Raw genomic sequence first — 12,996 nt, forward strand, 5'->3', positions numbered from 1 at the left:
GAACACAACGAACTTGCTGCTCACCATCGCACCGTGTAGAGGGCGGCGTGCAGCGGGGCAGGTGGAGGGGGAGCGCGGGGCGGGGCGGTGTCTTGACGGGGGGTGGGGGCGGGCATAGCGTCGCGGAGTCCTGAGCAGGCGCTTGGAAGGGTCGTTCGTGCCGCACCCCGATCCGACCCCCGCCGCCGCTTCCACAGCTTCCCCGTCCTCCGCCGACTCGCCCGCCGCTGCCGCGGCGTCCGCCGCCCGAATCGACGCCGCGCTCACCGGGCCCGGCGCGCCGTTCGCTGTCGTGCGGGCTCAGGACGGCGTGCAGGCGGGCTCGCTCGTCTATGCGAGCGGGCCCAGGACCCTCCGCGAGTTCGTCGAGACCACCTGGGCGTTCGGGGACCAGCCGTTCCTGATCGGCGCCGAGCGCAGCTACTCGTACGGGGAGTTCTTCGCCGCCGCATCCGCACTGGCGTGCCGGATGACCGAGGAGTACGGGCTCCGCCCCGGCGACCGGGCCGTTGTCGCGATGCGCAATCACCCCGAGTGGCAGATCGCCTTCTGGGCCGCGCAGCTGGCCGGTCTGGTCGCCGTACCGCTCAACGCCTGGTGGACGGAGGGCGAGTTCGCATACGCGCTCGACGACTGCGAGCCGCGGGTGCTGCTGGTGGACGGTGAGCGGCTGCCGCGGGTTGCCGCCTGGGCGGAGAAGGCCGGGGCGCGCGTCGTCGTCTTCCACCACCGGGACGGCGCGGTGCCGGAGGGGGTCGAGCGGTACGAGGACCTGCCCGTGCCCGACCCGTTCGCCGCACCGCCCGAGGTCGAGATCCGGCCCGAGGACGACGCGACGATCATGTACACCTCGGGCACCACGGGGCGGCCCAAGGGTGCTGTCGCCACCCAGCTCGCCCAGGTGGGGGCCGCACTCAACCCGCGGTTCTACGCGGCCGCTTCCGCGCTGGGCCGCGGGGTCGTCCCGGGGCAGGGGCCCGCTCCTGTCACGCTGATGACCTTCCCGTTCTTCCATGTCGCCGCGTTCACCGGTTTCTACGCCGCGATGGCGGCGGGCGGCTCGCTCGTGGTCATGCGGAAGTGGGACGCAGAGGAGGCGCTCCGGCTGATCCGGGAGCACGGCGTCACGCACTACGCCGGCGTCCCGGCCGCCGCCCTTCAGCTGCTCGCCGCCGCCGAGCGTGCGGACGACCGGCTGGAGAGCCTCCAGATGCTGAACACCGGTGGCGCCGCCGCCCCGCCCGACCTGGTCGCACGGCTCACCGCCCGCTACGGCGAGCGGATCGAGCCGCGCAACGGCTACGGCCTGACCGAGACCAGCGGCGGCGTCCTGGCCAACTTCGGCGCCGACTACCGGCTCCACCCGGGCAGTGTCGGCCGGCCGTCACCCGTCACCGAGGTGCGGATCACCGGTCCGGCGGGCGAGGCGCTGCCCGAGGGTGAGATCGGCGAGCTGTGGCTGCGCGGCCAGTCGCTGGTCCGTGGCTACTGGCGCGATGAGGCGGCGACGGCCGAGGCGTTCACGGACGGCTGGTTCCGGACCGGCGATCTCGCGCTGGTGCGCGACGGGCGGGTCACCATCGTCGACCGGATCAAGGACATGGTGATCCGCGGTGGCGAGAACGTGTACTGCGTGGAGGTCGAGGCCGCGCTCCATGACCACCCGGACGTCGAGGACGCGGCGGTGCTGGGGGTGCCGCATCCGGTCCTGGGCGAGGAGGTCGCGGCGGTCGTCCGGCTGCGGCCCGGTGCCACCGTCACGGCCGACGAGCTGCGGGCACACGTCGGGCGGAGCCTGGCCGCCTTCAAGGTCCCGGCCCATGTCCTTGTGCGGGACGAGCAACTTCCCCGGAACCCGACCGGGAAGATCCTCAAGCGTGAGCTGCGCAGTGTGGTCGACGAGGAGGTCCGCGCCCTCAGGCGCGGCGAGGAGGGGGCGTGATCAGAGGCGGGTGACGCGGACCCGGTAGTTCCCCCTGGAGTCCTTGTCGACGACGGATATGTGTATGCCGTTGGTCCGGTCGGTGAAGCTCTGGCCGGGCTGGAACGGGGCGTCGGAGAGCTCGGCATGCACATTGGGCAGCCGCGTGCAGCCGCCGCTGTCCTTGGTGCTGTCCACGACGGAGACCGGACCCTGCCCCGTGTCGACGTCGGAGCTGACCTTGTAGATCAGTACGCCGGGTCGGCAGATCGCCTGGTCGTTGCCCGCCTGGGTCCGTACCTCCACCGCGTAGCCGGACTCCCCGTTCAGCGGCACGAAGGCCAGCTTCCGGCCGCCCCGGGTGGCAAGGGGCGTGAGGACGTGGTCGGTGGTGCCTGGCTTGGACGCGCAGCTGACCTGGTTCTTGTCGAGCCAGCCGAGTTTCCACTTGTGCCAGCCCAGGAAGTCGTTGTTGGCCCCCCAGTCCTCGGACATGATGTCCCAGTGCCCGACCGAACCGCCGCCCTCCATGGTGTAGAGGTCGGGCAGGCCGAAGACATGGCCGTTCTCGTGCGGCAGGACGCGGTAGCCGGTCTGTCGGTACGAGCCCGAGTCGTCGTCCTGGCGGCTGTAGATGAAGGACGTGTTGGAGAGCGGGACACCGTCCGCGAGCGGTGCGTCGTCGTTGCCGGAGAAGGTCACGGACAGGACGGTGTCCAGGGCCGGGGGCCCGGCGTTCGGTGTGACCAGGATGTTGACCAGGTCGTACGCGCCGAAGTCCACCTTCGGGTCGGCGACGGCCACGATGTCCTGGACCAGGTGCCGGTAGCCCGGCTCGTACGGTGATCCGCGCCCTATCCCGTACGCCGAGAACGGCAGAGGCATCCGAAGCCAGCTCTTCACGGGGGCGTCGGGCCGGTAGATGAGCCGGCCGTACGAACTGGTACGGAACCAGTTGGTGGTCTGCGGGAAGAATTCGGCGAGCCGTTTCATCGCCGGCTCCGTACCCGGCGCGTCCGGGAAGTCGATCATCAGGTTCAGTGCGTGGACCTGGCCCGTGGAATGGACGTACCCCGCCGGTGTCGGCATACCCTCCGACATCTGCACGCCCATCGTCGCGGATATCCGGCACGGTCCGACCCCTGCCGTCTCGGTGCTGGCCACCGGCCCCGCGCCGGCGTGGCCGGGCGGCAAGAGCGTGCTGCTGGCGGAGGCCAGTGCCCCTATGACCAGGGCGCTTGCCCCCGCCAGTGCGACCGGGTGGCGCTGGTTGCGTATCCGGCGGCGGGGCTGCTGCATAGAGGCGCCTTCGGGGTCCGCGGCAGTCGGCCGACCCTGACTGCGCTCTCTGATCACCCTCGGGCGGGCGGTACGGCGCCGCGCGTTGGGTGCGCCGATCGGTGTAATTTCCCGCCTATCTGATGTGACGCAGGTCACAGTGGGGCGGGAAATAACCGGGGACGGATTCCCCGTTTAAGCCTGGTGTCCCCCGCTGAACGGGGACGTGGTCCCCGGTTGCGCGAAATTGTGCGCGCAGGGGCCACCGCAGGAGCTGCACGACCAGGAAGACCCGGAAGAGGAAGAGAAGGACCGTCTCGTGAAAACCGCTGACCGCACCGCCGCCGGAACCGTGCCGCGCCGTACGCCCCGCCCGCGGGCCGACGCGCTGCGCAACCGGGAGCGGATCGTCGCGGCCGCGCGCGAGATGTTCGTCGAGTTCGGGCAGGATGTGCCGCTCGACGAGGTGGCCCGCCGTGCAGGCGTCGGCAACGCCACGCTCTACCGGAACTTCCCCGACCGGGCAGCGCTGATCCATGAGGTCGTCCTCTCGGTCACCTCCCGGACCACCGACCGCGCGGAAGAGGCGGTGGCCGAGGAGGCCGACCCCTTCGCCGCGCTCTGCCGCTTCGTGCACGCGGCGGCCGACGAACGCATAGGTGCGCTCTGCCCGATGCTGTCCGGCAGCTTCGACAGGGACCATCCCGAACTGCTCGCCGAGCGTCGCCGCCTCGAAGAGGCCGTCGAAGGGCTCGTGGCGCGCGCCATGTCCGCGGGGCGCCTGCGCACCGACATCGCCGTCGGTGACGTCATGGTCGGCCTCTCCCAGCTCACCCGGCCGCTGCCCGGCGTCGCCTGCCAGGGCATCGACCGCTTCACCCACCGTCATCTCCAGCTGTTCCTGGACGGCCTGGAGGCTCCGGCCCGGTCCGAACTGCCCGGGACGGCGGCGACCTTGGAGGATCTGCGGCATCGCTCATGACGCCCGTGCTCGGCTCCTGAGACAGGCCCCGGGCCGCGTGTCCGCCAGGCCCTCACCACCCGACTCACCTCACGTCCACGTCCACCACCCTCACCTCTCCCACTTTCACCGCTGACCGGGTGCACGTCTTCACGGTCACGGATCACGGTTCACGACTCCTCGCGTCCACGCGCGTCCTTAGGTGGCTACTCCCATGTCAAAAACAGCTGATATCCGACTTCCCGACCCCAGTCGCTGGAAAGCGCTGGCCTTCATCGCGCTCGCGCAGCTGATGGTCGTGCTCGATGCCACGATCGTGAACATCGCGCTGCCACACGCCCAGACGGCCCTCGGTATCACCGACGCCAACAAGCAGTGGGTCATCACGGCCTACGCCCTCGCCTTCGGCGGACTGCTGCTCTTCGGCGGCCGGATCGCCGACCTCTGGGGCCGTAAGCGCACCTTTGTCGTCGGTCTGATCGGCTTCGCGCTGGCCTCCGCGCTCGGTGGCGCGGCGCAGAACCAGGGCATGCTGTTCGGCTCGCGTGCGCTTCAGGGTGTCTTCGGCGCCCTGCTCGCCCCGGCCGCACTCTCGCTGCTCGCCGTGACGTTCACCGACGCCAAGGAGCGCGCCAAGGCGTTCGGGATCTACGGGGCGATCGCCGGTGGCGGTGGCGCCGTCGGCCTGATCCTCGGCGGTTTCCTCACCCAGACGCTGAACTGGCGCTGGACGTTCTTCGTCAACATCCCGTTCGCCGTCATCGCCGCCGCAGGCGCGTACTTCGTGATCCGTGAGCCGGCCGGCAGCCGTAACCGCTCCCCGCTCGACATCCCGGGCGTGGTCCTCTCCGCGCTGGGTCTGGTCTCGCTGGTGTACGGATTCACCCGTGCCGAGTCCTCCGGCTGGTCGGACCCGCTGACCGTCGGCATGTTCGTCGCCTCCGGTGTGCTGCTCCTGTCGTTCGTCCTGACCGAGGCCAAGGTCGCGTCGCCGCTGCTGCCACTGCGCGTGGTGATGGACCGTAACCGCGCCGGCGTCTACCTCTCGCTGGGGCTGGCGGTCATCGGGATGTTCGGGCTGTTCCTCTTCCTGACGTACTACCTGCAGGTCGTGAGGGGCTACTCGCCGATCAGGACGGGCTTCGCCTTCCTCCCGATGATCGCGGGCATGATCACCGGTTCGACGCAGATCGGCGCACGGCTGATGACGCGGGTCCCGGCCCGCAAGCTGATGGGTCCGGGCTTCCTGACCGCCGCCGTGGGCATGCTGCTGCTGACGCAGCTGGAGGTCGACTCCTCCTACGCGGCGCTCATCCTCCCGGCGCAGCTCCTGCTGGGCCTGGGCATGGGTACGGCGTTCATGCCGGCCATGTCGCTGGCCACCCACGGGGTCGAGCCGCGGGACTCGGGCGTCGCGTCCGCGATGGTCAACACCTCGCAGCAGGTCGGCGGCGCGATCGGCACCGCGCTGCTGAACACCATCGCCGCCTCGGCCGCGACGGCATACGGCACCTCGCACGCCGCGCTCGGCGCAACCGACCCGCAGCTGCTGAAGCTGCAGTCGATGGTGCACGGCTTCACCGGTGCCATCTGGTGGGCGGTCGGCATCCTGGTGGTGGCCTCCGCGATCGCGGTGACGTTCATCACCGCCGGGCGTCCGCCGACCGCCCCGGCCGGCTCGGGCTCCGGTGACGCCGACGGCGTCGAGGACGAGTTCAAGGTGCCGGTCGTCGCGCACTGACGCGGGACGCGCGAGGTGAAGTGATGTGAACACGGGTCTGCCCCGGTTCCGCTCGGCGGAACCGGGGCAGACCCGTATCGGTGCGCGAGGGCGGCTCAGCGAAGCCAGGGCAGGTCGGCGCCCGTACCCTCCGGCTCCAGGCCGGTGGCGATGACCTGCATGATCTCGCCGAACGAGCGCACCTGCTCCGGTGTGAGCCGGTCGAACATCGCCTGGCGTACGGCGCGGACATGACCTGGCGCGGACCGGCGGAGCATCTCGTACCCCTCGTCGGTGAGGACCGCGTTCTGCCCGCGCTTGTCGGACGGGCAGTCCTCGCGGCGCACCCAGCCGTTCCGCTCCAGCCGGGCGACGGCGTGCGAGAGGCGGGAGCGGGTGATCTTGACGTCCTTGGCCAGCTCGGTCATCCGCATCCGGCGGTGGGGCGCCTGGGAGAGCTGGACGAGCAGTCCGTAATAGATGTGCGGCATACCGGCGTCGCGTTGCAGCTGGCGGTCGAGGTGGTCCTCCAGCAGCGTGGTTGCGTGGAGGTAGGCGCGCCAAACGCTCTGTTCCTCGTCGGAGAGCCAGCGGGTCCCGCCGGTGGATGCCGTGGTCATGTACCCCACTGTACGCCTTTTCTTGAAAGTTGAACTAGATAGAGCTAAGGTCTCCTGGGATGGGAACTTGAAGCTTCAATAAGCTGATCCCATCGCCGCAGAAGACTTGCCTTGAGCAGTAGTGGATGGGGAGTGTCATGACTGTCACCGCGGAGCGCATGCCCGCCCTCTATCTCTCCCACGGTGCGCCGCCGCTGGCCGACGATCCGGTCTGGCCCGGCCAGCTGGCCGCCTGGTCCGCCGAGCTGCCGCGTCCCACCGCGATCCTCATGGTCTCCGCCCACTGGGAGGAGGCTCCGCTTGCTCTCGGTGCGACCGAGGCCGTCCCGCTCGTCTACGACTTCTGGGGCTTTCCGGAGCACTACTATCGCGTGCGGTACGCGGCCCCGGGTGCCCCGCAGCTGGCGGAGAGCGTACGCAAGCTGCTGCGCGGCGCCGGTACGCCGGTCCAGGACATCCCGGACCGCGGGCTCGACCACGGGGCGTACGTCCCGCTGGTGGAGATGTTCCCGGGCGCGGACATCCCCGTACTCCAGATCTCCATGCCGACGCTGGACCCGCAGAAGCTGATGGACATCGGCCGCAAGCTCGCGCCGCTGCGCGACGAGGGCGTCCTGATCGTCGGCAGCGGCTTCTTCACCCACAACCTGGCAGCCCTGCGGCACGCGGGCGGCGGCAACCCCGGCTGGTCGGTGGAGTTCGACGACTGGGGGCACCGGGCGCTGCAGGCGCAGGACATCGACGCGCTGCTGGACTTCGAGCGCAAGTCCCCGGCCGGGCGGCTGGCCCACCCCCGCACCGAGCACTTCGCGCCGCTCTTCGTGACGCTGGGTGCCTCGGAGGGCGAGCTGGATCAAGGACGCAGCGTCATCGACGGGTTCTGGATGGGGCTCGCGAAGCGCTCGGTGCAATTCGGCTGAGTGGTCAGAGGGCCGGAGGGTTCAGTTCGATCGAGCGGAGCGCGGCGGCCAGGGCCGTCGTGTCACCGACGTCCAGTGCGGTGTCGGTGAACTTGATGGTGTGGTCGTCGCCGTGCGCCGCGGCCCGCGCGAAGATCTCGCCCGCGGAGGATGCCGACGGCGCTGCGGTGCACGGGACGGGGTCGGCCGGGCTGTACGCGGCGGTGACCGCGGCGCTCGCGGCCCAGGCGGCGACCAGGCTCTGCGGCCACAGTTCACGGGGGAGGGCGGGCAGCGTACGCAGCACGGCGTTGGGTGCGGTCGCGGCGTGCACCAGCATGACCGGTTCGCCGTGGCCGTGGGTGGCGTAGCGGTGGGTCGCGGCCCTGACCAGTTCCGCCAGCCGGGCGCGCGCCTCGTCCGGATCGTCCGCGAACTGCTCCGGCCACAGCGGGAACGTGGTGAGCCGCGCCAGCCGGTCGCGGATGCCGCCGCTCTGGTCGGCCACCGGCGGTACGGCGTCCAGCGCGGCCGCGGCACTCGGCGCGGGCGCGAGCGAGGCCGGTGGGCTCAGCGCGGGCAGCGGCTGGTGGCGGGCGGCCCAGTAGCCGAGGCCGTGCGCGAGCTCGGCGACCCGGGGCGCGTTCGCTTCACCGCCGAGGAGGGTGCGCACGGCGTGGCCGACCCGGATCACGGGGTGGGTGGCGCCCGCGGCGATGCCCGGCAGTAGCCGCGGCCACCATTCGGTGAGGACGTCCTGCCAGGGGCGCCCGGCCGTCTCCTGCGCGAAGTACATCGTCCAGTCGGCGATCCTCCGCGGGTCGCCCAGGGCTTCGTGCCAGTTCTCCGCGGTGATCCGGGTCGCGGGGGCCGGCATGTCCTCCAGCTTGTGGCTGTAGTAGTCGAGCCAACGGTGGACGGCCGGTGCCTGGCCGTGCCGTACGAGCGCCTCGACGGCCATCGGGCCGTGGTTGCTCAGCCAGCCGTTGCGCTCGGGACCCGCGGCGTGGAGCCGGTCCAGCGCCTCGTCGAGGGTGCCGGTGGGGTCGACCGGTGCCGTGTCCGGTGCGCTTAAGGGGTCTGTCCTGCCTGACGTGTCGGTCATGCCGGAACACGCTAGGCGCGGGGCCCACCGCCGGTAACGGGCTGCGGACCTAGGTCTCCGGCCCCAGTCGCTTCTCGTACCAGGCCACGTCCCAGTACGTGTCGAACTTCCGGCCCACCTCGGCGTACGTACCGACATGGTGGAAACCGAAACGTTTGTGCAGTGCGACCGAGGCGTCGTTGGGCTGGGTGATGCCCGCGTACGCGCGGTTCAGGTCCTCGTCGGCGAGCGCCTCGAAGAGTGACGTGTAGAGGAGTGTGCCGATCCCGCGCGCGGTGGCCCACGGCGCGCAGTACACGCTCACCTCGACCGACGTGGCGTATGCCGACTTGGGGCGGAAGGCGCTGCTGGTGGCGTAACCCAGGATTGATGCGGGGCCGACAATGCGGACATCCTGAGCAACCAGAAGGCGGTGCGGGCCGTCTTCAGGGTGGGAGCGCAGCCACGGCAGCCGCTGTTCGGGTGTGAGGGGGGCGGTATCGAATGTGAGAGCGGTCTCACGTACGTAATGGTTGTAGATGTCCGTGAGGGCCACCAGATCGCCCTCGATGCCGGGCCTGACCTGCACTTCTGCACGGAGCTCCGACATGTGCACTCCCCTCGCAGCCGGACAGGGTACTGCATGATCGCGAAAATGAATGCCAGCCATGGGAATTCTGTCCGGATTCCAGTCGTTGTTTCCATCGGATGCAGGGCACCCGAAAGGGTGTCGCGACCTACTCAGCAAGGGAGCACGCATGGCAACCCGTGCCGTCGCCCGTCGTTCGTCCGCCAGTGGCGGGACCAGCCGGGCAAGCAGTGTTCGCGCCGTGGGCGGAGAGATCGCCGATCGCGACCTGGTCGGCATGTACCTGGACGAGATCGCGCGCACGCCGCTGCTCGATGCCGCCAAGGAAGTCGAACTGTCGCAGACCGTCGAGGCGGGCGTGTATGCGCGGCAGATCCTCGACGGTGCGGTGGAGAGCGAAGCCGGTGGAGCGACGCGTGAGGAGCTGGAGGCGCTGGTCGCCGAGGGCGAGCGCGCCAAGGACATCTTCATCCGTTCCAACCTCCGACTGGTGGTTGCTGTAGCCCGCCGCTACCCGCGGGCAGGTCTTCCGCTGCTGGACCTGATTCAGGAGGGAAACGCAGGCCTGGTGCGTGCGGTCGAGAAGTTCGACTACGCCAAGGGCTTCAAGTTCTCCACGTATGCGACGTGGTGGATCCGTCAGGCCATCACCCGCTCCATAGCCGACCAGTCCCGTACGATCCGACTCCCCGTCCACCTGGTGGAGGAGCTCGGCCGGATCCGCCGTGTGCAGCGCGAGTTCAACCGTGAGCACGGGCGTGACCCGGAGCACGAGGAGATAGCCGCAGAGCTGGACTCCACGCCCACGCGCGTCGGTGACGTCCTCGACTGGGCCCGCGACCCGGTCAGTCTCAACATGTCCGTGGACGACGAGGGCGAGACCCAGTTCGGCGATCTGCTGGAGGACACCTCCGCGGTGTCGCCCGAGCAGTCCGTCATGACGCTGCTGCGCAGCGAGGAGCTGGAGGACCTGATCGGCAAGCTCGACCACCGCACCGCGTCGATCATCCGAATGCGGTACGGCATCGAGGACGGCCGTGAGCGGACCCTCACCGAGGTGGGCAAGCAGCATGGGCTGACCCGGGAGCGGATCCGTCAGATCGAGAAGCACGCGCTGCTCGAACTGAAACGAATGGCCCACGACACGGGTTTTGACGCTGCGGCGTGACCCCGCGTCCAGTAGCCTCCGATATGGGTCGCTTCGTACGGACCCCCTGAGCTGAGTCCCGGCGCCCACCCCCCCTGGCGCCGGGGCTCATTCTTTTGCGCCGGGCCGTGCAGGCCGCTCCGCCGGTGGTGACTCCGCTGGCGCGGCCGCGCGGGTCAGACGGGCACCCAGCTCACTCAGGTGCGCCACCAGCTCCGGCGGCTCGTGAGCGATGAACTCGCAGTCGACCAGCGCCAGCCGGAGCGCCACCCACTCCAGCGAGTCCGCCATGACCGCACGCAGCCGGCAGCTGTGCTCGCCGGTCGGCTCCATTGGGCCGAACGCCGAGGGCAGCCGGGCGGTGACGAACTCCGCCGGGGCCGCGAAGCTCACCTCGACCGCCAGCTCCGGCTGCCGGCGCTGGATGGAGCCGGTGAGGAACTCCGCGGCGTCGCCCGTGGGCAGCTCGCGCGGGGTGAAGCGGGCCCCCGTGGCGAACGGCTCGCTCACCCGGTCGACGCGGAACGTACGCCACGCCTCGCGCCCCAGGTCGTACGCCACGAGGTACCACCGCCACCCCGTGCTCACCAGCCGGTACGGCTCGACCAGCCGCTTCGTCTCGGCGCCGTCCCCCGCCCGGTAGGTGAACCGCAGCCGCTCCTGTCCGGTGACCGCCGCCGCCATCACCGTCAGTGTCTGCGGGTCGATGGTCGCACCGTCGCCGCGGGCCAGTGGCACCGTCGCGTTCTGCAGGACCGAGACCCGGTGCCGCAGCCGTGACGGCAGCACCTGTTCCAACTTCGCCAGCGCCCGCACGGACGCCTCGTCGACCCCCTCGATGGCATGCCCGGCGCCCGCCCGCAGCCCCACCGCGATGGCCACCGCCTCCTCGTCGTCGAGGAGCAGCGGCGGCATGGCGGCGCCCGCGACCAGACGGTAGCCGCCGACCGAGCCGCGTGAGGCCTCGACGGGATAGCCGAGGTCGCGGAGCCGGTCGATGTCGCGCCGGACGGTGCGCGGGCTGACCCGGAGCCGCGTGGCGAGCTCGCTGCCCGGCCACTCACGCGGTGTCTGGAGCAGCGACAGCAGATTCAGCAGTCGTGCCGGGGTGTCGGTCATGGATCCAGGATGCCCGCCCATTAGGTCATGACCTGACCTAATGGCCCTCTAGCTTCGTCGTATGAATTCTTCCGAATCCCCTCTGCCGTCCACGGCGGCCGCTCCCGCGGTGTCCTCGGACCCGGCGGACCGGCGCCGGTGGTTCGCGCTCGCCATCGTGATGACCGCGGCCTTCATGGACCTGGTCGACGTCACGATCGTCAACGTCGCCATCCCGAGCATCCAGCGGGACACCGGTGCCACGTTCAGCTCGATCCAGTGGATCACCGCCGGATACGCCCTGGCCTTCGCGGCCGGCCTGATCACCGGCGGTCGGCTCGGCGACATCTACGGCCGCAAGCGGCTCTTCCTCATCGGCATCGGCGGCTTCACGCTGGCCTCGGCGCTCTGCGGCTTCGCCGCGAACCCGGAGATGCTGGTCGCTTCCCGCATCCTGCAGGGCGGCACCGCCGCGCTGATGGTCCCGCAGGTGCTGTCGATCGTCCACGCGACCTTCCCGGCGCACGAGCGCGGCAAGGTCTTCGGCCTCTTCGGTGCGATCGTCGGCCTCGGCGCGGTCTTGGGACCGTTGCTGGGCGCGCTGCTCACCGAGTGGAACATCGCCGGTCTGGAGTGGCGGCCGATCTTCCTGATCAACCTGCCGGTCGGTATCGCGGGACTGATTCTGGGCCGGAAGTTCATCACGGAGTCCAAGGCCCCGAAGGCACTCCGCCTCGACCTGGTCGGTGTCGCACTGGTGACGCTGGGGCTGCTGATGCTGCTCTACCCGCTGACCCGGGGGCGCGAGCTGGGCTGGCCGCTGTGGGGGTACGCGTCGATGATCGGCAGCGTGCTGGTGTTCCTGGTCCTGGTGCTGTTCGAGCGGGAGAAGGCGCGCAAGGACGGTTCGCCGCTCGTCGAGCTCTCGCTCTTCCGGGTCAAGAGTTTCGCGGCGGGCATCGCCGTCCAGTTGACCTTCGGCATCGGGCTCGGCATCTTCTTCCTGGTCTGGACGCTGTACATGCAGATCGGCCTGGGCTGGAGCGCGCTGCGGGCCGGCACGACCGGCATCCCGTTCTCGATCGCGGTCTCGTTCGCCGCGGGGATCTCCGTGCAGAAGCTGGTGCCCCGGTTCGGCCGCAAGGTCCTGCAGACGGGGGCGCTGCTGATGGTCGTCGGGCTGCTGCTCTACATCTGGGAGTCCGACCGGTACGGCATGGGCATCGCCCCCTGGCAGATGGCTCTGCCGCTGGTCGTCATGGGGCTCGGGATGGGGCTGATCGTGGCCCCGCTGACGGACGCCGTGCTGTCCGAGGTGCCGAAAGAGCACTCCGGATCGGCGTCCGGACTGATCAACACCGTGCAGCAGATGGGCAACGCGCTGGGGCTCGGCCTGGTCTCGGTCGTCTTCTTCGGATCGATCAGCGACCAGCCGGCGCCGGAGGCGGTGGGTCCGGCGTTCGCCGAGGCGTTCCAGCACTCGCTCTGGTGGGTGGCCGGAGTGCTCGCGGTGATCTTCCTGGTGATGTTCGCGCTGCCCGCGCGGCCGCACCAGCACGTGGAGGGCGGCGAGGACGTCCAGGACGCCGACGGTGTGCCGGGCGAGGTGGCCAAGGAGCCCGTGCTGACGTCCTGAACGTGTCTGCCCGCGCGTAAAGGTGCCCGCACCGCCCCGAGGG

Annotated in this window: 11 protein-coding genes; 6 read left to right on the forward strand and 5 right to left on the reverse strand. The window is 70.3% G+C overall.

From position 1 onward, the window contains the following. Positions 1–157: 157 nt before the first annotated feature. Positions 158–1,942: a class I adenylate-forming enzyme family protein gene (locus ACGFSA_RS14355; RefSeq protein ID WP_393303937.1), complete on the forward strand. Its 1,785-nt coding sequence runs from the start codon at positions 158–160 to the stop codon at positions 1,940–1,942. Here the strand turns inward: ACGFSA_RS14355 and ACGFSA_RS14360 are convergent, their stop codons facing one another. Beyond that, on the reverse strand, positions 1,943–3,220 hold the full coding sequence (locus ACGFSA_RS14360; RefSeq protein WP_393303939.1) for a M6 family metalloprotease domain-containing protein: 1,278 nt from the start codon (positions 3,218–3,220) through the stop codon (positions 1,943–1,945). A gap of 298 nt (positions 3,221–3,518) precedes the next feature. On the opposite strand from ACGFSA_RS14360, the gene ACGFSA_RS14365 reads away from it, so the two are divergent. Continuing rightward, complete coding sequence (locus ACGFSA_RS14365; RefSeq protein ID WP_393303941.1) at positions 3,519–4,181, forward strand: TetR/AcrR family transcriptional regulator; 663 nt, start codon at positions 3,519–3,521, stop codon at positions 4,179–4,181. A 193-nt stretch (positions 4,182–4,374) separates the two neighbouring features. Continuing rightward, positions 4,375–5,901, forward strand: coding sequence for an MFS transporter (locus tag ACGFSA_RS14370; protein ID WP_393303943.1), 1,527 nt, complete (start codon positions 4,375–4,377; stop codon positions 5,899–5,901). A 95-nt stretch (positions 5,902–5,996) separates the two neighbouring features. Here ACGFSA_RS14370 and ACGFSA_RS14375 read toward each other — a convergent pair whose 3' ends face one another. Continuing rightward, complete coding sequence (locus ACGFSA_RS14375) at positions 5,997–6,509, reverse strand: MarR family winged helix-turn-helix transcriptional regulator (RefSeq protein ID WP_393303945.1); 513 nt, start codon at positions 6,507–6,509, stop codon at positions 5,997–5,999. A 128-nt stretch (positions 6,510–6,637) separates the two neighbouring features. On the opposite strand from ACGFSA_RS14375, the gene ACGFSA_RS14380 reads away from it, so the two are divergent. Next, positions 6,638–7,420 carry a dioxygenase gene (locus ACGFSA_RS14380; protein ID WP_393303947.1) on the forward strand — a complete coding sequence of 261 codons (783 nt, stop codon included), beginning with the start codon at positions 6,638–6,640 and terminating at the stop codon, positions 7,418–7,420. Positions 7,421–7,424: 4 nt separating this feature from the next. Here the strand turns inward: ACGFSA_RS14380 and ACGFSA_RS14385 are convergent, their stop codons facing one another. Together ACGFSA_RS14385 and ACGFSA_RS14390 are read right to left on the reverse strand one after the other, a co-directional pair. Continuing rightward, complete coding sequence (locus tag ACGFSA_RS14385; protein WP_393303949.1) at positions 7,425–8,504, reverse strand: questin oxidase family protein; 1,080 nt, start codon at positions 8,502–8,504, stop codon at positions 7,425–7,427. Between the two features lie 49 nt (positions 8,505–8,553). Next, a complete protein-coding gene (locus tag ACGFSA_RS14390; protein ID WP_393303952.1) occupies positions 8,554–9,093 on the reverse strand; it encodes a GNAT family N-acetyltransferase in 540 nt (179 codons plus the stop codon). A gap of 148 nt (positions 9,094–9,241) precedes the next feature. Between ACGFSA_RS14390 and ACGFSA_RS14395 the strand changes: the two genes are divergently transcribed. After that, positions 9,242–10,240 (forward strand): RNA polymerase sigma factor RpoD/SigA, encoded by a 999-nt coding sequence (locus ACGFSA_RS14395; protein WP_393303954.1) that lies wholly within the window; start codon positions 9,242–9,244, stop codon positions 10,238–10,240. An 87-nt stretch (positions 10,241–10,327) separates the two neighbouring features. On the opposite strand, the gene ACGFSA_RS14400 is transcribed toward ACGFSA_RS14395, so the two are convergent. Beyond that, positions 10,328–11,338, reverse strand: a complete 1,011-nt coding sequence (locus ACGFSA_RS14400; protein ID WP_393303956.1) for a helix-turn-helix transcriptional regulator — start codon at positions 11,336–11,338, stop codon at positions 10,328–10,330. 61 nt (positions 11,339–11,399) lie between these two features. Here ACGFSA_RS14400 and ACGFSA_RS14405 point away from each other — a divergent pair, with 61 nt between their 5' ends. Continuing rightward, positions 11,400–12,953: an MFS transporter gene (locus ACGFSA_RS14405; protein ID WP_393303958.1), complete on the forward strand. Its 1,554-nt coding sequence runs from the start codon at positions 11,400–11,402 to the stop codon at positions 12,951–12,953. Positions 12,954–12,996: the final 43 nt, after the last annotated feature.

Origin of the sequence: Streptomyces sp. NPDC048496, assembly GCF_043200055.1 — a bacterium.
GTDB lineage: Bacteria > Actinomycetota > Actinomycetes > Streptomycetales > Streptomycetaceae > Streptomyces.

Coding starts and splice junctions, on each gene's coding strand:
- ACGFSA_RS14360 (WP_393303939.1), bottom strand. CDS start 3,220: ATGCAGCAGCCCCGCCGCCGGATACGCAACCAGCGCCACCCGGTCGCA.
- ACGFSA_RS14370 (WP_393303943.1), top strand. CDS start 4,375: ATGTCAAAAACAGCTGATATCCGACTTCCCGACCCCAGTCGCTGGAAA.
- ACGFSA_RS14380 (WP_393303947.1), top strand. CDS start 6,638: ATGACTGTCACCGCGGAGCGCATGCCCGCCCTCTATCTCTCCCACGGT.
- ACGFSA_RS14385 (WP_393303949.1), bottom strand. CDS start 8,504: ATGACCGACACGTCAGGCAGGACAGACCCCTTAAGCGCACCGGACACG.
- ACGFSA_RS14390 (WP_393303952.1), bottom strand. CDS start 9,093: ATGTCGGAGCTCCGTGCAGAAGTGCAGGTCAGGCCCGGCATCGAGGGC.
- ACGFSA_RS14395 (WP_393303954.1), top strand. CDS start 9,242: ATGGCAACCCGTGCCGTCGCCCGTCGTTCGTCCGCCAGTGGCGGGACC.
- ACGFSA_RS14400 (WP_393303956.1), bottom strand. CDS start 11,338: ATGACCGACACCCCGGCACGACTGCTGAATCTGCTGTCGCTGCTCCAG.
- ACGFSA_RS14405 (WP_393303958.1), top strand. CDS start 11,400: ATGAATTCTTCCGAATCCCCTCTGCCGTCCACGGCGGCCGCTCCCGCG.